Source organism: Paludisphaera borealis (assembly GCF_001956985.1).
Taxonomy (GTDB): Bacteria; Planctomycetota; Planctomycetia; order Isosphaerales; family Isosphaeraceae; genus Paludisphaera; species Paludisphaera borealis.
Window position 1 is genome coordinate 7,290,461 of record NZ_CP019082.1, and the last position, 20,084, is coordinate 7,310,544.

18 protein-coding genes are annotated in these 20,084 nt (G+C 67.6%); 7 read left to right on the forward strand and 11 right to left on the reverse strand.

Annotated elements, in window-relative coordinates; all coding sequences use genetic code 11:
- Positions 1-28: 28 nt before the first annotated feature.
- From alaS to BSF38_RS28190, 6 genes are all read right to left on the reverse strand, one after another.
- Positions 29-2,650, reverse strand: a complete 2,622-nt coding sequence (gene alaS, locus BSF38_RS28170) for an alanine--tRNA ligase (RefSeq protein ID WP_076350338.1) — start codon at positions 2,648-2,650, stop codon at positions 29-31.
- A gap of 193 nt (positions 2,651-2,843) precedes the next feature.
- On the reverse strand, positions 2,844-3,983 hold the full coding sequence (locus BSF38_RS28175) for a trypsin-like peptidase domain-containing protein (RefSeq protein WP_237170658.1): 1,140 nt from the start codon (positions 3,981-3,983) through the stop codon (positions 2,844-2,846).
- Positions 3,935-4,285, reverse strand: coding sequence for a hypothetical protein (locus BSF38_RS32305; protein ID WP_237170659.1), 351 nt, complete (start codon positions 4,283-4,285; stop codon positions 3,935-3,937). The genes BSF38_RS28175 and BSF38_RS32305 overlap by 49 nt, the downstream gene beginning before the upstream one ends.
- A 24-nt stretch (positions 4,286-4,309) precedes the next feature.
- Positions 4,310-5,035, reverse strand: coding sequence for a hypothetical protein (locus BSF38_RS28180; protein WP_076350339.1), 726 nt, complete (start codon positions 5,033-5,035; stop codon positions 4,310-4,312).
- Positions 5,014-5,448, reverse strand: coding sequence for a HEPN domain-containing protein (locus BSF38_RS28185; RefSeq protein ID WP_237170660.1), 435 nt, complete (start codon positions 5,446-5,448; stop codon positions 5,014-5,016). The genes BSF38_RS28180 and BSF38_RS28185 overlap by 22 nt, the downstream gene beginning before the upstream one ends.
- Positions 5,449-5,587: 139 nt before the next feature.
- Entirely contained in the window at positions 5,588-6,736 is a 1,149-nt protein-coding gene (locus tag BSF38_RS28190; protein WP_083713635.1) for an SGNH/GDSL hydrolase family protein, read from the reverse strand.
- A 1,187-nt stretch (positions 6,737-7,923) separates the two neighbouring features.
- On the opposite strand from BSF38_RS28190, the gene BSF38_RS28200 reads away from it, so the two are divergent.
- The 4 genes from BSF38_RS28200 to BSF38_RS28215 are packed head-to-tail and all read left to right on the forward strand — an operon-like array spanning position 7,924 to position 10,787.
- A complete protein-coding gene (locus BSF38_RS28200; RefSeq protein WP_076350342.1) occupies positions 7,924-8,838 on the forward strand; it encodes a MotA/TolQ/ExbB proton channel family protein in 915 nt (304 codons plus the stop codon).
- A gap of 24 nt (positions 8,839-8,862) precedes the next feature.
- Positions 8,863-9,336, forward strand: coding sequence for an ExbD/TolR family protein (locus tag BSF38_RS28205; protein WP_076350343.1), 474 nt, complete (start codon positions 8,863-8,865; stop codon positions 9,334-9,336).
- 46 nt (positions 9,337-9,382) lie between these two features.
- On the forward strand, positions 9,383-9,892 hold the full coding sequence (locus BSF38_RS28210; protein ID WP_237170661.1) for an ExbD/TolR family protein: 510 nt from the start codon (positions 9,383-9,385) through the stop codon (positions 9,890-9,892).
- A gap of 7 nt (positions 9,893-9,899) precedes the next feature.
- On the forward strand, positions 9,900-10,787 hold the full coding sequence (locus tag BSF38_RS28215) for a hypothetical protein (RefSeq protein ID WP_076350345.1): 888 nt from the start codon (positions 9,900-9,902) through the stop codon (positions 10,785-10,787).
- A gap of 36 nt (positions 10,788-10,823) precedes the next feature.
- Here BSF38_RS28215 and BSF38_RS28220 read toward each other — a convergent pair whose 3' ends face one another.
- From BSF38_RS28220 to BSF38_RS28235, 4 genes are all read right to left on the reverse strand, one after another.
- A complete protein-coding gene (locus BSF38_RS28220; RefSeq protein ID WP_076350346.1) occupies positions 10,824-11,264 on the reverse strand; it encodes a hypothetical protein in 441 nt (146 codons plus the stop codon).
- A 22-nt stretch (positions 11,265-11,286) separates the two neighbouring features.
- Positions 11,287-12,747 (reverse strand): GTP-binding protein, encoded by a 1,461-nt coding sequence (locus BSF38_RS28225; RefSeq protein ID WP_076350347.1) that lies wholly within the window; start codon positions 12,745-12,747, stop codon positions 11,287-11,289.
- Between the two features lie 63 nt (positions 12,748-12,810).
- Positions 12,811-14,373, reverse strand: coding sequence for a YcjF family protein (locus tag BSF38_RS28230; RefSeq protein WP_076350348.1), 1,563 nt, complete (start codon positions 14,371-14,373; stop codon positions 12,811-12,813).
- Positions 14,374-14,633: 260 nt separating this feature from the next.
- A complete protein-coding gene (locus BSF38_RS28235) occupies positions 14,634-15,461 on the reverse strand; it encodes a hypothetical protein (RefSeq protein WP_076350349.1) in 828 nt (275 codons plus the stop codon).
- A 326-nt stretch (positions 15,462-15,787) separates the two neighbouring features.
- Between BSF38_RS28235 and BSF38_RS28240 the strand changes: the two genes are divergently transcribed.
- The 3 genes from BSF38_RS28240 to BSF38_RS28250 all read left to right on the forward strand — a co-directional run bounded on the left by BSF38_RS28240 (position 15,788) and on the right by BSF38_RS28250 (position 18,589).
- The gene (locus tag BSF38_RS28240; protein WP_076350350.1) at positions 15,788-16,339 is read left to right on the forward strand and encodes a hypothetical protein; all 552 of its coding nucleotides are present in this window, start codon (positions 15,788-15,790) and stop codon (positions 16,337-16,339) included.
- A gap of 239 nt (positions 16,340-16,578) precedes the next feature.
- On the forward strand, positions 16,579-17,481 hold the full coding sequence (locus tag BSF38_RS28245) for a polysaccharide biosynthesis/export family protein (protein ID WP_076350351.1): 903 nt from the start codon (positions 16,579-16,581) through the stop codon (positions 17,479-17,481).
- Between the two features lie 304 nt (positions 17,482-17,785).
- Positions 17,786-18,589 carry a tetratricopeptide repeat protein gene (locus tag BSF38_RS28250; protein WP_168189482.1) on the forward strand — a complete coding sequence of 268 codons (804 nt, stop codon included), beginning with the start codon at positions 17,786-17,788 and terminating at the stop codon, positions 18,587-18,589.
- On the opposite strand, the gene BSF38_RS28255 is transcribed toward BSF38_RS28250, so the two are convergent.
- Positions 18,570-20,018 (reverse strand): DUF1501 domain-containing protein, encoded by a 1,449-nt coding sequence (locus BSF38_RS28255; protein ID WP_076350353.1) that lies wholly within the window; start codon positions 20,016-20,018, stop codon positions 18,570-18,572. The two genes, BSF38_RS28250 and BSF38_RS28255, sit on opposite strands and share 20 nt — an antisense overlap.
- Between the last annotated feature and the right edge of the window lie 66 nt (positions 20,019-20,084).

Below are 20,084 nucleotides of genomic sequence, written 5' to 3' on the forward strand. Positions count from 1 at the left end.
ATTTCGCCTGCCCCCCCAGATGATCCGATCAACCGCCAAGGTTTTCCTGAATGACGGTCCACGCCTGTTCGAGAGCGGCGGGGATCTGGTCGGGGTTCTTGCCGCCGGCCTGGGCCAGTTCGGGACGGCCGCCGCCGCCGCCTCCCACCACGGGTGCGACCTTCTTGAGCCAGTTGCCGGCGTGCTGGCCCTTGTCGACGAGGTCGCGCGAGAAGCCGGCGACGAGCTGGACCTTGCCCTCGGCGGCGGTGATCAAGAGCACGGCGAGGCCCTGCTCTCGCTTCCGACGGAGGCCGTCGATCAGGACGCGCAGTTCGTCGGCCGTGGCGTTCTCGACGGCCGCGATGACGACGGTCGCGCCGCCCGCCGAGCGAGCGGCGGCGAGCAGGTCGTCGGCCGAGGTCTTGTCACCGGCGTCGGGCTTGCGCTGGGCGGCTTGCTTCTTGAGGGTCTTGATCTCGTCGAGCAGGGCGGCGACGCGGTCGGGGACCTGGCTGGCCGGCACGCGGAGCGTGGCCGAGAGCTGGGCGAGGACGTCTTCCTCCTGGCGGACGAGGTCGAGGGCGGCCTGGCCGGTGAGCGCGGTGATCCGCCGGGTGCCGGCCGCGACCGACTCCTCGCCGACGATCTTGAAGAAGCCGACCTGGCCGACGTTGTCGAGATGCGTGCCGCCGCACAGCTCGCGGGAGAAGTCGCCCATCTGGACGACGCGGACGATCTCGGGGTACTTCTCGCCGAACAGAGCCATCGCGCCGAGGGTCTTGGCCTCGGCGATCGGCATCAAGGTCCAGCTCACCGCCGAGCCGGTCATGACCAGGGCGTTGACGGTCTTCTCGATGGCTTCGAGCCGCTCCTTGCCGACGGCCTCGGGGTTGGCGAAGTCGAACCGGAGCCGGTCGGGCTCGACCTTGCTGCCGGCCTGCTGGGCGTGCTTGCCCAGGTGCTTGTGGAGGGCGTTGTGCAGCAGGTGGGTCGCCGAGTGGGCCCGGCGGATCGCCTGCCGCCGATCGACGTCGACCGTCGCGGTCACATGGCCGCCGACGGCGACCTTCCCCTCGACGACCCGGCCCAGGTGGAGGAAGAAATCGTTGTCCTTCTTCGTGTCCTCGACGTGGAACGCGAACCCGTCGCCCCGGATCGTCCCGACGTCGCCGACCTGGCCCCCCGACTCGCCGTAAAACGGCGTCCGGTCGAGCACGAGAACGATCGGCGGACCTCCCTGGGAGGCCTCGGCCGACTGGGCGAGCTGGCCCTGTTCAAGAATGCCGATGACCGTCGCGGGGGCCTCGGTGCTGGTGTAGCCGAGGAACTCGCTCCCCTTGTGATAGGCTTCCTTCAGGGTGTCGAGCGGGCCGGTGGCGAAGACGTCGGCGGCCTCGGTCGTCCCGCGCGAGACGGCCGAGAACTTGGTCCGGGCGGCTTCGACCCCCGGCATGTCGACCCGCAGGTTCTGGTCGGCGGCCAGGCTTTCGGTGACTTCGACGGGGATGCCGTAGGTCGAGAGCAGGTCGAAGGCGGCGTCGCCGGCGATCACGTCCGAGCCGGCCGCCTTGGTCTTGCGGAACGTGTCGTTCAGCAGCCGCATGCCGTTTTCGAGGTTGCGGAGGAACCGCTCCTCCTCGTCGCGGATGATGTGCTGGACCCGGGGGACGCTGTCGACCAGCTCGGGATACCCCCGGCGCATCGACTCGGCCACGACCGGGGCGAGCGTATACAGGAACGGCTCGCGGCGGCCCATCTGGTAGGCGTCGAGCACCGCCCGGCGGAGCAGCCGGCGGACGACGTACCCTTGCTTCTCGGGGCCGGGCCGGATGTTCTCGTGGAGGCAGAAGGTGATCGCCCGGGCGTGGTCGCTGGCGCGGCGGATGCGGACGCCGTCGAGCGTGTCGCGGGCCTGGGCGTAATCGACGCCCAGCACGTCGGCGGCGGCGTCGACGATCGGCGCGAAGACGTCGATCTCGAAGTTCGACCGCACGCCCTGAAGCGCCGCGGCGGCGCGTTCGAGTCCCATGCCGGTGTCGATGTTCTTGTTCGGCAGGGGTTCGAGCTGGCCGGGGCCGACGCGGTTGTACTGGGTGAAGACGAGGTTCCAGATCTCGACTTCCTCGATGCCGTCGCCGTGGTAGAAGATCTCCGAACACGGCCCGCAGACGCCGTTGGGCCCCTGCGTCGGCGCGCCGGCGGGCCAGAAATTGTCGTCCTCGCCCATCCGGGTGATCCGGTCGGTGGGGACGCCGATTTCCTTGTGCCAGATGTCGAACGCCTCGTCGTCGTCGAGGTAAACCGTGAAGGTCAACCGCTTGGGATCGATTTTCAGGGTGTCGACGAGGAATTCCCAGGCCCAGTGGATCGCTTCGCGCTTGAAGTAGTCGCCGAAGCTGAAGTTGCCGAGCATCTCGAAGAACGTCATGTGCCGGGGCGTCTTGCCGACGTTCTCGATGTCGCCGGTGCGGATGCACTTCTGGCAGGTCGTCGCGCGTTTGAAGCCCGGATCGCCCAGGCCCATGAACTCGCGCTTGAACTGGTTCATCCCGGCCGGCGTGAACAGGACCGTTGGGTCGTTGGGCGCCAGCACGTCGCTCGGCTTGCGGACGCACCCCTTGGAGGCGAAGAATTCGAGATACGCTTCACGAAGGTCGTCGGTTTTCATGGAGAGATCATCGGCAACGGAGGTCGAGGGCTTCGCGGGTTTTCCGAACGTCCCGGCCGAGCGGGCGATCCGCGCGGGGAACGGCGCACAGTTCGATCCACAATAATGCGGCGTCGATGTATTGTGCAGGACGAGCCAGGCCGCGGCAACCCGGCCTTGATGAAGAGCCGGCCGCCGCCCCTGGCGACGGGCTTCAACGGACGACGATCGGCCCCTGGTCGGTCAACAGGGTGACGGGGCCGTTCAGGTCGGCGACGGCCTTGGCGAACTGGGCGGGATCGACCACGGGTTGGTCGCCCACCTGACGGATGATCTGCCACTTCTTGAGCCCCGCCCGGGCCGCGGGCGAGTCGGGCTCGATTTCGCGGACGACCACCCCCGCCGGCAGCGCGTCGACCAGGTCGATGCCGGCCGGCCGGGCGTTGAGCGTGCTCAGGTAGTCGACCCGAAGCCCCCGCCAGGCCGGCGGCTGCGTCGTGGCGATGACCTCGCCGTCGACCGGGAACTTGGCCAGGACGATCGGCTTTTCGATCTCCTGCCCGTCGCGACGGACGAGAAGTCGGATCGAGTCGCCGACCGAGTACGCGCCGATGGCCAGGATAAGCGAGTCGAAGTCGAACACCGGCGTTCCGTTGACCCCGATGATCTCGTCGTTTCGTTGCAGGTCGCCGAGCGCCGCGGGCGAGTTGGGCGCGACCGTCTCGACGCGGTTGGTGCTCTGCAAATGGGGACGGACTCCCAGCAGGCCGTACTCGATCTCCTTGCCCTTCTTGAGCGTCTCGACCGCGCGGCGGCCCATGCGGTCCATCGGGATCGCGTAGCCGGCCATGGCGTCGAAGCCGGCCGGGCTCGACGCCATCGTGGTCAGCCCCACCAGCTCGCCCTTCATATTCACGACCGCCCCGCCGCTCATTCCCAGGTTGAGCTTGGCGTCGAGCTGGAGGAGCGTCGGATAATTCGGAAGTTGCAGGGGCGCCCGCCTCGTGAATGAGACGTCGTCGATGTCCTGGTCGATCCGGCGGGAGACGTTCGAGAGAATGCCCCAACTCGCCGACGCCTTGCCGTCGCGCGCCGCGTTGAACGGATTGCCCAGGACGACCAGGAACGACCCCTTCCGCAGCGCGCCGGCGTCGCCGAGCGGGATCGGCTTGAGCTTGGGCTTCTCCAGACCTGGAGTCGAGATCGGCGCGATCACGGCGAGGTCGCTGCGCGGATCGGCCGCGATGACCTCGGCCTCGAAGACCTGCCGATCCGTCGCCCGCACGATCAGCCCCCGCGCGCCCTTCACCACATGGAAGGCCGTGAGGATCTGCCCCTCGTCGCCGACCACCACGCCCGATCCGAAGTCGAACGAGATCTGATCGTTTTCCTCGCCGAGCGGACGGGCTCGGGTGATCCCCCTGGACCGACCTGGCGAGGCCGCCGCGTCTTGCCCCGGACCGCCAGGGTCTCCTGGGCGTTGTCGGCCTTGTCGCGGTGAATGGCCACCACCGACGGCTCAGCCCGCGCGATGGCGTCGGCCAGGGTCTTCTCCAGGGCCGAAACCACGTCGATCGCCGCCGGGGCCGGGGCCGCCGCCTTCGGAGGTTCGTCCCAGGCCAGGGTCGTACAAGCCAGGCAGAGCAAGAACGTCATCAACTTATCCCTTTCACTCGACCCCTACGACGCCAAGCAGTGTTCGTCGGCGGACTCGACGACCGCCTCCGGGTGGTGCGACTTGAACATCCCGTCCGCCGCCGCCCTCGCCTGCCGGGAAGCGACCGCGAGGATGTCCTGCCGATCGCGTGGTGAGAACGGGACGAACTTGGGGTCGATCTCGACCAGGGCGCCGACAAGAGCGCCTCCGGGGTCCGCTGGAGAGTCGCCGTCCCGAGTCGCCGTCGAGTAACCGACCGCGCCCCGGAGCCTCATGTTCTCATAGGAGGTCACATACTCGACTTTCGCGTTCCATTCATTCGTGTGGTCGCCCCGATCATACTGGACGATGAAGAACAGACGAGCGGGTGCGATCTCCGGATAGATGTAAGCGCCCTGGATCGCCATGTCCCCGAGCCGACCGCCCTCATAGGTCACGGCCCGGCCATCGGGATCGCGGTCGCGGATCTCAACGGCCGCCTTCACGATCGGATTCTCGGGGTTGAGTAGATCCAAATCGGAGATCGTGACCCACTTCGACGGGACCTTGGCGATCGAGGGGATGAGGCGGCGATATGCTTCGTTCGAGTTCTGTCCATCGACGAGCGGGGACGCGATATAAAGTTCCCATGAGACCCTGCCGTGGCGAAGAATCCAGAACGCCGCCGCGACCTCGAATCCGTCGCGGGCGAGCTGTTCGACGAGCTTGCGCCCGTCGTCCTTCTGTTCTACCAGTAGTTCCGAATCCATATCATCACCCCGTTCGGCTCGTCGGTGATCGCCGCGACGAGCTTTCTGGCTTCGGCCTCCGACTTCTCATCATAGCGACTTGTGACCGCCCACTCCTTCACGACTTTCCAGTTGGCCCGGAACTCGACGCCCTCGGGTGTGCTGGCCGCCTCCATCTGGTTCAGCTCGGCCTGCATTCCGGCGATTTTGATGAGCGTCGAAAAATCGTGCGTTCGGCACTCATCGACCCGTTTCGCGTTCTCGTCGAAAACCCAGCCGGTGAGCACCATCCGTTTCAAAAGGCACGCCTTGAGGGCGCATTCGACGGCGTAGCCGGCGACATAATACGCGAACGCCCCCCGGCCGCCGGCAAGCAGCACCTCGGCGTCCCGCGTGCGCTCCTCCGTCATCCGTTGCAGTTCGGCGTGATTCAACCCGAATCCTCCCCGGCCGTCGTCCGTTTTCGCTCATCCCGGACGGCGCCGGTCCGATACTTCCATTTTTTCGGTTCCATCCCGGTCGCGGCAACCCAGGATTTGAAGGGCGGCGGCCGCGAAGGGGAGAAATCGCCACTCAGCGGTTCTCGACCAGCAGGCCGAGGAGCGTCTGGGTGTAGACGCGGTGGCCGTAGTCGTTGGGGTGGTTGACGCCGTTGCCGGTCAGGTCGAAGTGCCGCTTGCGCTGGAGCAGCCGCCGCCAGACGGCGGTCAGGTCGGCGAGGACGACGCCGGGGCCTTCCAGCGACTTGAGCGCGTCGCGGTAGGCGGGGAACATCTCGGCGGGCGTCGCGAACCAGTCGGGGTTGCCGGTCATCGTCGCGATCAGGACGACCTCGGCATCCGAATTCGCCTGCTTGATCCGCACGAGCATCCCCTTGATGACCGCCTTGAACCCCTCGGGGTCGCGGCGGTTCACATCGTTCATCCCGTAGGCGATCACGACCAGGTCGGGGTTGAGCTTCAGCACCCGGTCCAGGTCGGCCGCCCCCTGCCCCGACGACCAGCCCCCCACCGCCAGGTTGTGCAGGGCGACCTTCGACCCGTACGACCGCTCCAACTGTCGCGCGGTGAGTTCCGGAAACGCCGGCTGGAGCGGCGCGGTCTTCGTGAACTTCGACGCGTTGAAGCCCTCGGAGATGCTGTCGCCGCTCACCACCAGCGTGATCGGCTGCTTGCTCTTGAGCTTCGCCAGGGTGCGCGGCAAGCGGTCGCCGGCGAACGCCGGGCGGTACGCGTCCCACTTCGGGCCGCGAGGAACGTAGCTCACCTCGACCTGGTGGTCGTGGAAGAAGTGGGCGTTGTCGAACAAGACGCTCGTCTCCGGATCGCCGGCCTTGTGGCCGATGCTGGTCGGCGAGCCCTTGGGCCGGAAGAGGTCCGACTCGGAGAGGAATGGAATCCGCGAGTCCGCCGTCAGCTCGAAGCCCGAGCCGTCGGCGAGCGGCCGGAAGTCGCGCCCGGCCTCGAACGTCTTGAGTCCATCGGCGCTGCGGACGGCGGTCACGCGGTCGATGTCGTAGAGCAGCCTGGCCTTGGGGGCGCCCTCCTTGCCCTTGATGAACAAGACGCTCTCGCCGTGGACTTCACCCTGGCCCCAGGGCCCCTGGAGCAATCGCGCCGCCTCGATCGGCGCGCCGGCCGCCGGGCTCGTCGTCTGTTGAGCCGAGGCCGGTGACGTCGTCCACGCGAGAACCCCAAGAACCACGCAACCTGAACGCAGCATCGACCAACCCTTTCGTGAACGACCGGAACCACGGACCTCGAATCGACCTCCTCCCCCCGCGCCGGAAGCTCGCCGGAAGAGTCCGCTCGATCAGACTGGCTCCGACACCGCCTGTCAATGATCGAAGCCGCGCCACGCCACACTCCCGCACTGGCCAACACAATCCGCTCGATCCACCCGAACAGAAAAATCGACCCGCTCGCCGCCCCACGGAAAACTTCATCCAAACAGATGCATCGTGTCATATACTCATAGTGAGGAATTCCGTCTCGGAACGATCTTTGTCAATCCGGCATGCGGTCTCCGGCTCGATCGGAGTTCATCACGAAATCGGAGCGAACGAACCCAATTCGCCGGCCGGCCCGATCCCGACGCGGGGGACGGATCAGGACGAGCGACGACCCGAAAACGCGTTGGTTTCCGCGCGAGCGAACCCAGTTTCGCCATCGCGATGAAAGCCAATGCACGCAAAGAGTTGCGGTTGATTCTCGGCCGCCCGCGACACGACGAACGAACCCAATCGCCGGCGCGGCCGGGACGATCCGTCGGGCCGATCGACGGCCCCGAAGCCGGCGGGTTTCCGCGCGAGCGAACCCAATTTCCTCACAGCGAATCGAATTCGACCCCATCAGGTGTCAGGACGATCCTTCGGCCGATGGCGACGCGCCGAACAAACCCAATCACGAAAGCGACGCGGCGACGGGCGAGGCCGCTCGTCGCCCCCCGAATGCGGCGGGTTTCCGCGCGATCGAACCCAATTTCCAGTCAGCCCACAACGTCTTTGAAATCCAGGACTTACTGCGGTTTTTCGGTCGCCCGCGTCGCGCCGAACAAACCCAATCGCGATACCGCCCGGCCAGGCGTCGGGATGCCGGAGGCGACGGCCCCGGGGCCGCGGTCCGGGCGGCCGGCGGTGTGTTTTGTCGTCGAACCAAGCCAATTGCGGGAGATCGCCGCCACGGTCCACACGACGCGATGCGCTCAACCACGAATTCCACCGGATTGACAGCCTAAGAAGTCCATCGGATAGTGAATCCACGGCGACGAGGACCGACGGGACGAACCGGGTCGAGTTCCCCAGGGTTCGAGTCACTCAACCCGCGGCGATGTCGTAGAGTGATTGAGGGCGGGGCGTTCGCGGTTTCCATCTCGCATTTCTGGTCGTGTCAGTCGGGGGGATCGGTTCCATGCGGCTGCAATTGGGTGCCCGTCGGGCCGGGGCGTTGGGCGGTTCCTGGCTCGTGTTTTCGATGGCGACGGCGTTCTTGATCTGGCTGTCATGGGGCCAAGCCGCGCGGCTCTCGGCCCAGGAAGCCAAGAAGGCCGACGCGCCCGCCGCGGCGCCAGCTCCGGCGGCCGCGGCCCCGGCGGCCAAGGCCGAGGAGCCAGCGGCTGGAGACGCGGCGAAAGGCGAGCCGGCCCCCGGGGCGCCGGGGGCCGAGGGGACGACCCCCGCCGCGCCCGAGAACATGCTCCAGTGGGCCATCCGGGCGTCGGGTCCGATCGGCGTCCTACTGGTCTTCCTGTCGGTCTACTTCACGGCCCTGGTGATCCGCCTGTTCATGGAATACCGCGTCAGCGAGGCCGTGCCGGCGCCCCTGGTCGAGAAGCTCGAAGCGGCGATCCGCGACAAGAAGTTCCAGGAGGCGTACGACGCCTGCCGCGACAACGACTCGTTCCTGGCCCGTCTGGTCCGGGCGGGGATCGCCAACCTCCCCAACGGCCGGGCCGAGGCCAAGGAGGCGATCGCGACGGCCTCCGAAGAGGCCGTGACCGAGCTTGAAATGAAGATCAGCTACCTGGCGACGATCGGCACGCTCGGCCCGATGATCGGGCTGGTCGGCACCGTCTGGGGCATGATCCGCAGCTTCCAGGAGATCGCGACCGCCGCCGGCAGCCAGCCTCGGCCCGACAAGGTGGCCGAGGGCATCTCGACCGCCCTGTTCATCACCCTGGAAGGCATCACGCTCGCAGTCCCGGCGATCTTCTTCTTCGCCTTCTTCCGCAACCGCGTCGCCCAGATGACGATCGAAGCCAATCGGGTCGCCGACCGCACGATCAACTCGCTGGTGACGGCCGCCAAGACCAACAAACCGGCCTGACCGCCGCGCGGGGGAGGTGCGACCATGAGCGGATCCGTTGTGCCGAAGGAATCGGCCGAGCCGAATCTGACGCCGCTGCTGGACATCGTGTTCCAGTTGATCACGTTCTTCATGCTCGTGATCAATTTCGCCACCGACAACTACGACCAGCGCATCCGCCTGCCCGACGCCGGCTCGGCCCAGCCGGTGGAAGACTCGCAGCGGGTGCTGGAAGACCGCCTGGTCCTGAACATCGACAAGAGCGGCAACCTGCTCACCGGCAACGAAGTTCAGCCGCTCAACGAGGCGACGCAGACGATCAAGCACCAGGCCGACTTGGTGAAGCTCAACCTCAAGGTCACGGGCGTGAAGCTCGACGTCGCGACCGCCGGCCTGCCGACCACGATCATCCTCCGGGCCGATAAGGACGTCACCTTCTCATCGGTCCTGAACCTGATCAAAGCCTGCCAGAACCAGGGCTTCCGAAAATTCGCGCTCAAGGCCATGATCCGGGGCTGATCGCCGGGCCCGCCCTATTCCACGCATTCCCGAGGGAGACGCCTCCGTGAAACGGCGAGGTCGCAAGTCCGAGAAGACCGAAGGGCCGCAGGTGCCGGTGGCGCCGATGCTCGACATGGCGTTCCAGCTCCTGACGTTCTTCGTCCTGACCTACCGCGCCGCGCCGGTCGAGGGCCAGTTCATCATGAACCTGCTGCCGCCCCAGCCGGTGACCTCGATGGCCGCCGCCCCGGCCGACGCCGCCCCGTCGGCCGAGCTGCCGGCGAGCCTGCGGACCCTGCCCACCACCCTGAAGGCCGCCGAGGACGGCCGCCTGGCGCGCGTGACCATCGCCGACGTCGAGGTGCCCAACGAGCAGGCCGCCCTCGCGAAGGAACTCGACCGCTACCTCCTCGACCCCGACGCCCCGTTCGACCAGACGCTGATCAAGGTCGACCCCAACCTCCGCTATTCCGAGCTGATGACGGTCATCGACGCGTTCACAAACGCTTTTCTCAGGGCCAAGAAGGAACCCAGGCTGAGCTTCGACGAGCTCGGCCCGAACGAGGGAGGCTGACCCGGCCATGGAGCGGTCCAACCCGTTCTTCCGAGGTTCGGAGCTGCCCCGCCTGGCGCTCCTGGCGGCCGTCATGCTCGCGGGCTGGGCCGCGGTCTGGCACTTCGCCCACCACCGCCCCCCCGCGCCCGAGCCGCCGCTGCGGGTCGAGTCGATCCCCGAACCCGTCGCGCCCGACGAATCGCCCGAATTCGAGACCGTGACCGACCGTACGCCGATGTCGTTCCGCGACAACGCCGCCTATGCCAAGCTGCTCGAAAAGGCCCGCGAGCGAACCGCCCCCGAACTCGCCCAGGAGAGCCGCCGCGACGTGTTCTCGACGCACCTGTGGGAGCGCCCCGAACGCTACCGAGGCGTCCCCGTCCACCTCCTCGGCACGGCCCTGCGCATCCTCAGGTTCGAGTCGAAGCTGAGCAAGACCGGATGGCTGTACGAGGCCTGGATCACCACCCCCGACGCGCGCAAATACCCTTATAACTGCGTCTTCGAGGAAGCTCCCAGGGGCCTGCCCATCGGCGTCGACGTCTCCGAGCGGGTCGTCTTCAACGGCTACTTCCTGAAGATCCTGAAATACCAGGCCGGCGACGCCGTCCGAGGCGCCCCGGTGCTCGTGGGCAAGCTCGGCTGGGAGGCCCCACTCGCCGCCGAACCCGTCAAGGAGTCGAACCGCGTCCTCTTCTGGTCGATGGTCGCGATCGGCGCGATGTTCCTCGTCTCGCTGCTCCGCTGGGTGTTCCAGCTTTTCCAGTACCTCTACGCCCCGCGCCGGAGCCTCGGCTCGACTCGACCCTTCACCGACGAGATCCCCCCCGCCGACCTCCAGGCGTGGGTCGAATCCCAAGGGCCCGAGGACGAACCGCACGAGGATGAGGAAGGCCGAGCGCCGTCGGGCTGATCGCCCCGATGGTTCGGACCAGCGAGAGCGAAACGTCTACTCGGGCATTTCGGAGGCGGGGACGAGGACGTTGCGGGAGCGGAGGATGCCGATGAGGCCGTCGAATTTCCAGCGGCCGTCTTCTTTGACAAGTTGGTAGACGGGGCCGATGCGGTTGCTCGGGCAGAGCCAGACGGCGGGGCCTTGGCGCCACGCCTGGAAGTTCTTGTTGATGTAGCGGGGGAGGCCCACCAGGCCCCCCTCGCGGGCCGTCTGGAGATCGTGGGTCGCGAGGTAGCGGGCCGAGAAGAAGGGCCGTGCGGCCTCCAGGCGGCCGGCGATGGAGAGGTCCGGGCGGTTGGCCAGGGTGACCAACTCGGAGTAGGCCTGCACCGCCTGGCGCACCGGGCGGGTCGAGACGACCTCGTAGGCCAGCCCCAAGGCGAGTACCGCGAAACACGCCGCGCCGATCAAAACGTTCCGGGTCTGTTGAGTCATGCTCTCATTGTCATACGAGGGTCTACGATTGCTTCAGACGGTTCTTGAGATCGTCGCGGAGGCGGTCGACGACCGAGTCGGCCTTGGCCTGGGCCAGAAGCTGCTGGATGACCGTTTTGACGCCGTTGGGCCCCCACTGGCACCCCTGGCGGAGATACGTGCCGGCGCCTTGGCCGAGGACGTACGAGGTCGACGCGGCCGCCGCGGCCTGGGTGACGCCGACGGCCCCGTAGCCGATCGCCGCCAGCGGCCCTGCGAGCCCGCCGGTCATGATCGTCAGGCCCGCCAGCGAGGCCCGGACGCCGCTGCCCACCAGCCGGGTGGCGACCTGCACGAGCCCCATCGCCCCCAGGGCGAACATCATGTCACGGACGAGCCGGACGGCCGCCGGACGGCTCAAAGGGATGCCGTAGACCTTGCTCAGGGCCAGGATCATCCCCACGTCGACCGCCAGACCGCCGGCCAGGTCGGCGACGGGGATCGGGTTGAGGGCCACCGCAGCGCCCTTGGCCAGCGCGAAGTTCCAGATCAGGCGGTCGGCCGCCTCGTCGCGGATGCGGACCTTGCGGTCGAGGATCTCGGCGTGCAGGTCGCCGGCCAGCAGCAGCGTGTTGAGCGCCACCAGAGCCTTGCCCTCGCTTTCCAGGACGTCCAGAATGCGGGCCTTGAGCGGCTCGATGATCGGCTCGGGACGTTCCCAGACGGTCTTCGTCGAGCCGTCGGGGAGCCGCACCTTGACCTGGACCGGGTCGGGACGCGCGGCGCACAGGACGATGTCCTCGGGGCGGATCAGGCCCTTGACCCGCTCGTCCTCAAGCTTGGCGTGGATCTCGCGGCGGTCGGCGTCGGGGTAGCGGTCGATCTGGTTGAAAACCAGGAGGATCGGCTTCTGGAGCCGTCGCAGCTCGGCCAGGGCGTCGATCTCGCCGCGCTGCATGTCGCCGGAGACGACGAACAGGACGATATCGGCGCGGCGGGCCGCCTCGCGGGCCTGGACCTCGCGGATCTCGCCGCCGACCTCGTCGATCCCCGGGGTGTCGACCAGGACGAGGCGGGCGCCGTCGAACGCCTCGCCGTCGCTCGCCGCGTCGGCCCACTCCTGGGTCGACCGCCGGACCGTCGTCCCATGGACGGCACCGACCTCGAACAGGTCGCGGCCGAGCAAGGCGTTGAGGACCGACGACTTGCCCCGACTGACCATCCCGAAGGCCACGATCTCGACGGTCGACTGGTCGAGCTTGCGCGCCAGGTCGCGGAGCTGGCCCAGCTCGGAGGCCATCGCCTGCTCCTCCTGGGGGGTCAACTTGAGCGAGGCGATCGTGGCGTCGATGGTGTCGCGCGCCCGGTCGACGGCGTCGGGGGCGACCACGACCGGATCGACGCCCCGCTTCCGCTCCAGCTCGGCGAGCAGGGGATCGAGGGCCGCGGCCGCCGACTTGGGCGTCTCCGGTGCGGTCGTCGGGGGGTCCGTCGGAACGCTCATGGGGTCAAGCCTCGGTCTTTCTCGCGCCGACGGCGACCGGCCGGCGGCGGGGTTGAACTCGGATCAAGCTCCGCTCCGCCCCGCGACCTTCGCGGCTTTGAGGTGGACCTTCCGCAAGAATCGGTCAACGGCCTGGCGGGCGAAGTCCTGGAGAAAGTCGGAGCGGCTGTTCAGCTCGAACTGCCGGAGGATCGCGGCCTCGATCCCCTCCTCGCCCCAGCTCTCGCCGTTGCGGTAATACTCGGTGAGCGCCTTGCCGGCGATCCGGACCAGGTACGCCATCGTCACGGCCTGGAGGGCGCCCGCCGCGGCGAACGTAAGCGGCGTCCGCTTGAAGATCCCCGCGATCACCGACGCCGCGGCCTCGATCAGCCCGACCTTGAGCATCGCCTGAACCATCCGCCCGGCGAGCGCCCGAAGCTGGGAGGTGGACGGCTCAAGGCCGTAGATCCGCGCCAGGTCGGCGATCATGTCGAGCTGGACTGCCGCACCGGCGACGAGGTTCAAGGCCGGGATCGGATTCGCGAAGACCGTGGCGGCGGTCACCCACTGGCAATGGTCCACCACCTCGTCAGCCCGCTGGAGCCGTTCCCGCGCCACACCCGATTCCGCCTCGTCGCTGAGCAGCTTCGTCTTGACCAGAAAGTTGGCGGCCCGGAGCAACGGGCCTTCTCGGGCCAGAACTCCGGCGATCCGGTCGCGCAAGGCCTGGATGTCAGGCTCCTGAACCTCGTAGACGGTCTCGTGGCCGCCGTCGGGCAGGACCGTCCGCAGCGCGATCGGCCGGGGGGCGGCGGCGACCGCCACAACATCCTCGGCGGGCGCGACGCCGTCGAGCCGCTCGCGGAGCTTGGCGAGGATCGCGGCGAGGTCGGCTTCCGGGAACCGGTCCTTCTTGTTCAGGACCACGATCGACCGCTTGCCCAGCCTGACCAGCTCGATCAGCGGGGCGTACTCGCCGCGGATCAGGTCGTGATCGACGACGAACAGGAGCAGGTCGGCCCGCGCCGCCAGCCGCCGCGCCTCGTGCTCGCGGTCAGCGCCCCCGGCGCCGGCTTCCGAGATCCCGGGCGTGTCGGTCAGGTGGACGGTCCCATCGACGCTCTGGATCGTGTAGACATGATTCTCGCCGTGCCGCGTCGTCCCCATCACCGCGCCGGTCTCGCCGACGTGGCGGCCGACCAGCGCGTTGATCAGCGACGTTTTGCCCGCGGAGACCGTCCCGAAGACGACGACGCCCAGCTCGGCCGGCGGCTGCCGGCGCGCGCCGTCAAGCTGGTCCAGTTCGCCCTTGAGCTTGTCGCGGCGGTCGGCGTCGCGGATCTTGTCGATGAATTCCCGGGCCCGAGCCGACTGGGCTTCCGCCGCCTGCGCCAGAACCTCGGGGTCGAGCGGCTCGGCGTCGGTCGGGTGATCGGTCGTGGACGCCGGACTCCGGCGCCGGACGAGCCGGACGACGGCCGCCGCGAGCAGAGCCACGCCCAGGCCGAGGGGGAGGATGAGCGTCCGGCCCCAGACGCCCAGCCGGTCGTGGTTCCACGCGAGGGCGAGGAACAGGCCGACGACCACCAGGCCGAGGGCGGAAAGGGCGAGCAATCGTGATGATCCGAATCTCGGATGTCGCATGCCGCTTTGTTCTTGCTCGAAGATACGGCGACCCGATGGGGACGCGAGGGATTCGGTTCGCCCAACCCCTGATTCTGACGACTCGGGGCGGACGACCGCTAGAGAGGTCTGCCGACTCATCGGTCCGGGACCGCGCCCGGAGTCGGGAAATGCCGCGGGGGGCGAGCGCCCCGCCGAGCGGTTCCCGGGGAGGGTGCTCGGCGAGAATCTCGCCCCCGTCGCGGATGAATCACGACAGGCGAACGGCGAAGTCGCGGCGATCAGCGGCGGACGTTCCATCCCAGGCCGCTCATCAGCGTGCCGATCCGGCTTCGCTTCGCCGCAGGCTGACGGCTCGGATCGGCGATCGCGGGGGAGGCCACGGGGGCGTCGATCGCGCCGCTCACGTCCTGGAGACCGGCGTCGCGGTCGTCGATCGAGGCCGACGCGTCGGTCGCGGCCAAGATCGGGCTGCCGGCGTCGGCCGGGTCGATCTCGGCGGGCCGGCCGCGCCTCGAGGTCCGGGTCGGGGCCGGCGCCGAGAGGTCCGGGGCGGACGATCGCGGGGCGGACGGAGCGCCGGCGCGGGGGCCCGGCTTGTCGAAGGGCGAGGGCTCAGCGCCCGCCGGAGGGTTCGCGCCGTTGGGATTCCTCGGCCGGGCTCCGTTCGGAGCCGCGGCGGGGCCGTCCATTTCAAAGGGAGAGCGGTTGTCCTCGCTGGGCGGGTTGGGAAGCGGGGCCCGGGCGCCGCCGGGCTCGCCTTGCATGTCCTGCCCCTGGTCGCCCTGGTCGCCCTGGTCCTCTCCCAGACCCTCCGGCGGGGTCAGCGGGATTTCCTTGAACGACTTCTCCTTGTCCGGCGCTTCAGGGCTGGGAGCGCCCCAGCCGCTGGGGAACTTCCTCCAGAGCGTCGGATGGTATCCGAAATACTGGTCCTTGTAGAGCTTGTAAACCGGGTCTTGCTGGTCGCAACGGGGCCGTGTCCGCCGGATCGGGGCCAGCGGGAACAAGCCGGTCTGCTGCGCCATGGTCCAGTCGGAGAGGATCACGACCGTCGCGAAGACGGCCAGCGCCCTTCCGGAGAACCTCCTCATCGAATTTGTCAGCATCCTTGCCTCGTCTCGATCGGGGTGATGTGCCGCGCCTCCGACAATCCTGAACGGGAGGCTGACCCGGCTTCGTGCTCGATCACTGCGATTTCGATCGGGTCCGTCGTTCGTCCTGCTCCAGTTAAAATGGATAACCAGCGTAGAATCCGGGTTTTACGCAAATGACGAAGAATCAGATCACGCCGATCGCACGGAATTCGCGAATTATTTGCGATCGGTCGATTTTGATTATCTGCAATGGAGCGGTGGGTTTGCCGATGGAAGACAAGGTTGGGGTCGTTGGCCCGGATTCGTCCCGAGACTCTTCACGGAAGGAACGGCGCGTCATGACCGGTCGACAGAGGATGGTTTTCCGGCTCTTGCCTTTGCTTGCGGCCGTTCCGCTCTTCGAGGCGGCCGCGCACGGGCAGGCGGCGCGCGTCGATCCCTATCAGAACGGGGCGGCCCCGGCGTTTCCGGGCCGAGGCGTGGCGGCCCCGGCGGCGAACGCGACTTCGGCGGCGGCCGCCCAGGCGGCGGCGTCGGGGTACGCCAACCCGATGCTCGTCGATCCGATGGCGGCGAGCTACCTGTATGGGACGGCCATTCCGATGACGCGGGGCCAGGTGGGGCTGTCGGCGGTCTCGTCGGTCCAGCAGTTCACCGGGCTCGGCTCGGGCCGGATCAGCGGCGTCCGAGGAGGGGGCGAAGTTGCGCCCCGAGCGGCGGCGCACACGAGGAACCCGAACATCGTCGGCGGGCAGGCGTCGCGGTACTTCAATCGCATCCAGCCCAGGGGCGCCGCCCCGGTCGCCCCGGTCGCGACGACGGCCGGCGCGGCGAATTCCCGGAAATTCTACCAGCGCGAGTCGCGGTATTTTCCACAACCCGCCCGATAACCGCAAAAACGGCGCGACTTCGATTTGAGCGAGCGGGCGATTGTGCCGATTTTAGCTACTGTCAAGTCCGATCCCTTCGACGGCGGGTCGGACGCCGAAGCGAACAGCGTTGGGATGAGTCGAATAGCAGAAATGGGATCCGGCGAGCGGGACGTGCCGTGAAGGATCGCGGCGACCGTTCGATGCGGGAGACGGGGATTTCTGCCGAGCCGGTCTCGGAGTGCCGGGAGGAGTGGTGCATGGAACGCACAGGGAAGATCCGCCGGGCCGGCTGGTTGATGTCGCTGGCCGCTTGCGCCGCATGCGGCTGCCAGACGGTCCGGACGCCGGAAGAGAAGATCGCCAACAGTAATATACCCACCGAGTTCAAGAAGGTCGCGATGCCCGACTACGTGGTCGAGCCCCCCGACTTGATCTTGGTCGAGGTGCTGGAAGCCTTGCCCGGCCGACCGATCTCGGGCGAACGCCTGGTTCGTCCCGACGGCAAGATCACCCTCGGTTTCTACGGCGAGGTCTTCGTGGCCGGCCTGACGATCCCGGAGATCAAGGAAAAGATCGTCCTTCACTTGCGCAAGCATTTGACCGACAACGTCCTCGGCCTGTACGAAGAAGACCCGGAAACGGGCAAGGTCAAGCCGATCGATCCCAAAGACTCGGACCGGATCTTCGTGGACGTGACGGCCTATAACAGCAAGAATTATTACGTCCTGGGCGACGTGGGAGCCCCCGGCAAGCTGCCGATCACCGGCAACGAGACGGTGCTCGACGCCCTCCAGTACGCCGGCGGCCTCTTGCCGACGGCCGCGCCGCAGAACATCCGCCTGGTCCGCCCCGCCCCTCCAGGCGCCTGCTGCGAGCAGCTCTTGCCCGTGAACCTGGCCGCGATCACCAGCGGCGGCGACCCGACCACGAATTACCAGCTCATGCCCGGCGACCGCGTCGTGGTCTATCGCGACCCGATCGTCCGGACCACGATCTTCATCGACCGTCTGGCCGCCCCGTTCCAGACCGTGCTGAACTCGATCCTCCAGACCTCGTTCACGATCCGGTCGGTCGACTACGCCAAGCTGGGCGTCCGTGGCGTCGCCGGCGCGAGCACGACGACTCAGCCGACCCTCCTCAGCCAGCCAGGGGCTCGCTGATCGAGCCGGTCCGCTGGACGTGACGTGACGACATGACGCGACCTCCCGGCCGACGGCGACCGAGAGACTTCCCGAACCGATCGAGTCCATGGGCGACCTCCGCCCGCGACTCGATCGGTTCGCGCTGGTTTCGAAGCCGAACGGAATTGGAAACATTTTTTCCGATTTCCAGCCCTTCGATCGACGCGTCCTGGGAGTAGAATGGGGCGAGGGCGTCCGAGGTTCCGGACGCGTCGGACGAAGCGCCGACCCAACGTCGGATCGGATTCGTTCGCCCCGCACTCTTCAACTCGGCGGCGCCACTATGAAATCACTTCGCCGACTGCTCCTATGCGGACTCTCGATCCACCTGGCCATCGCCGCCGGAACCCTCCGGGCCCAGCCCGCGACCCTGCCCCCGGCGGTCGTCGCCGATTGGTCCTACTACAACAATATGGGCTGGAAGGCATTCAACAGAGGCGACTACAGCATTGCCGAGAATCGGTTCGAGAAAGCCATCGAGCAGGTGAAACCGTACCGAGCGATCAGCCAGCGTCTGCTGGTCCGCAGCTACCACGACCTGTCGCGCGTGCTCTACACGGAGAAGCGCTACGCCGACGCCGAGCCGCTGGAGAAGTGGGTGGTCGACGTACGCAAGCCCGACCCCGACGTGAACGCCGACGTGCTCTTCGACAGCCTATACCTGCTCGCGCTGATCCATCGCGAGCAGCACCATGACGCCCAGGCCGAGCAGTTGTTCCACGAGGCGCTGCGGATTGAGGAGAAAGCCGTCGGGCCCAACAACTCGTCGCTCACCGCGACCCTCTGCGACCTGGCGTCCGTCGAGTTCCGACTCGAGAAGTATGACAGGGCCGAGCCACACCTGCGGCGGGCGCTGACGATCCTCAAGCGGTCCGGCTCGACCCTGAATCCGACGTACGCCGACACACTCGAGCGCTATGCGAAAGTGCTCGACCAGCTTGATCGCGGCGACGAGGCGCAGGCCGCCGAAGCGGAGGTCGAGCGGCTTCGCCACGACTTCCAAGGGGCTGTCGAACAAGCCCAAAGGGCGGGGTTCCGACCGACCTTCGGGCGTCGCGCCGCCGACTTCAAGCCAGCAACTCCTTGACGACCCGCCCCTGGACGTCGGTGAGCCGGAAGTCGCGGCCCTGGAACCGGTAGGTCAGCCTCGTGTGGTCGAAGCCGAGCAGGTGCAGCAGAGTGGCGTGCAGGTCGTGGACGTGGACCTTGTCGCGGGCCACGCTGAAGCCGAGGTCGTCAGTCTCGCCGTAGCTGACCCCCGGCTTGATCCCGCCGCCGGCGGCCCACATCGAGAACGCGTTGGGATGGTGGTCGCGGCCGTCGGCCCCCCCCTGCACCATCGGCGTGCGGCCGAACTCGCCCCCCCATACGACGAGCGTGTCTTCGAGCATCCCCCGCTGCTTCAAGTCCTGGACGAGCGCGGCGCAGGCCTGGTCGGTGTCGCCGCAGTTGCGTTTGAGGCCGCCGACGAGGTCGCCATGCTGGTCCCACGCCTCATGGAAGATCTCGACGAACCGCACGCCCCGCTCAAGCAGCCGGCGACCCAGCAGGCAAGTGTTGGCGAACGACGGCTTGCCGGGCTCGGCCCCGTAGAGGTCGCGGATGTGCTGGGGCTCGCGCGAGATGTCCATGACCTCGGGGGCCGTCATCTGCATCCGGAAGGCCATCTCGTACGAGTTGATCCGGGTGGCGATCTCGGGGTCGCCCATCTTCGCCAGCCGGATCTCGTCGAGCTGGCGGACGGCGTCGAGCGAGTCGCGCTGAATGTTGCGGTCGACCCCCTTGGGGTTCGACAGGTAGAGCACCGGATCGCCCCCGGTACGGAACTGCACCCCCTGATAGAGCGTCGGCAGGAAGCCGCTCCCCCAGTTGGAGTTGCCGCCGCTGGGGCCTTTCTGGCCGGTGCTGAAGACGACGAAGCCGGGCAGGTCCTGCGACTCGCTCCCCAGGCCGTAGCAGGCCCACGAGCCCATGCTCGGCCGGCCGAAGATCATCGAGCCGGTGCTCATCATGATCTGGCCGGGGGCATGGTTGAAGGCGTCGGTCGACATCCCCTTGATGACGGCCACGTCGTCGATCACCCGGCTCAGATGCGGGAGAAGCTCGGAGACCTCGGTGCCCGACTGGCCGTGCTTGGCGAACTTGAATTTGGGTCCGAGCAGCTTGGCGTCGGGGTTGATGAACGCCGACCGATAGCCCTTGAGCAGCTCGGCCGGCGGCAGCGTGCCGTCGAACTTCGCGAGCTGCGGCTTGTTATCGAACATCTCCAGATGGGACGGCCCACCCGCCATGAACAGGAAGATGACCCGCTTGGCCTTGGGCGCGAAGTGCGGCGCCTTCGGGGCGAGCGGGTTACCCCCCTTGGCGGCCGTCGGCGAGGCTGCGGTCGCGAGCCCACCACCGAGCAGGTCGCGCAGCGCCATGGTCCCCAGACCGACGCCGCACTGTTCGAGGAACCAGCGGCGCGAGACGAGCGAGGGATCAGTGCGGCGATAGAGATGATCCTGGCAGTTCATGGCGAAACTCCGGCGGAATTCACTCTTGGCTCATGTCGGCCAATCGATGGCCGTTCACTCTTTTGT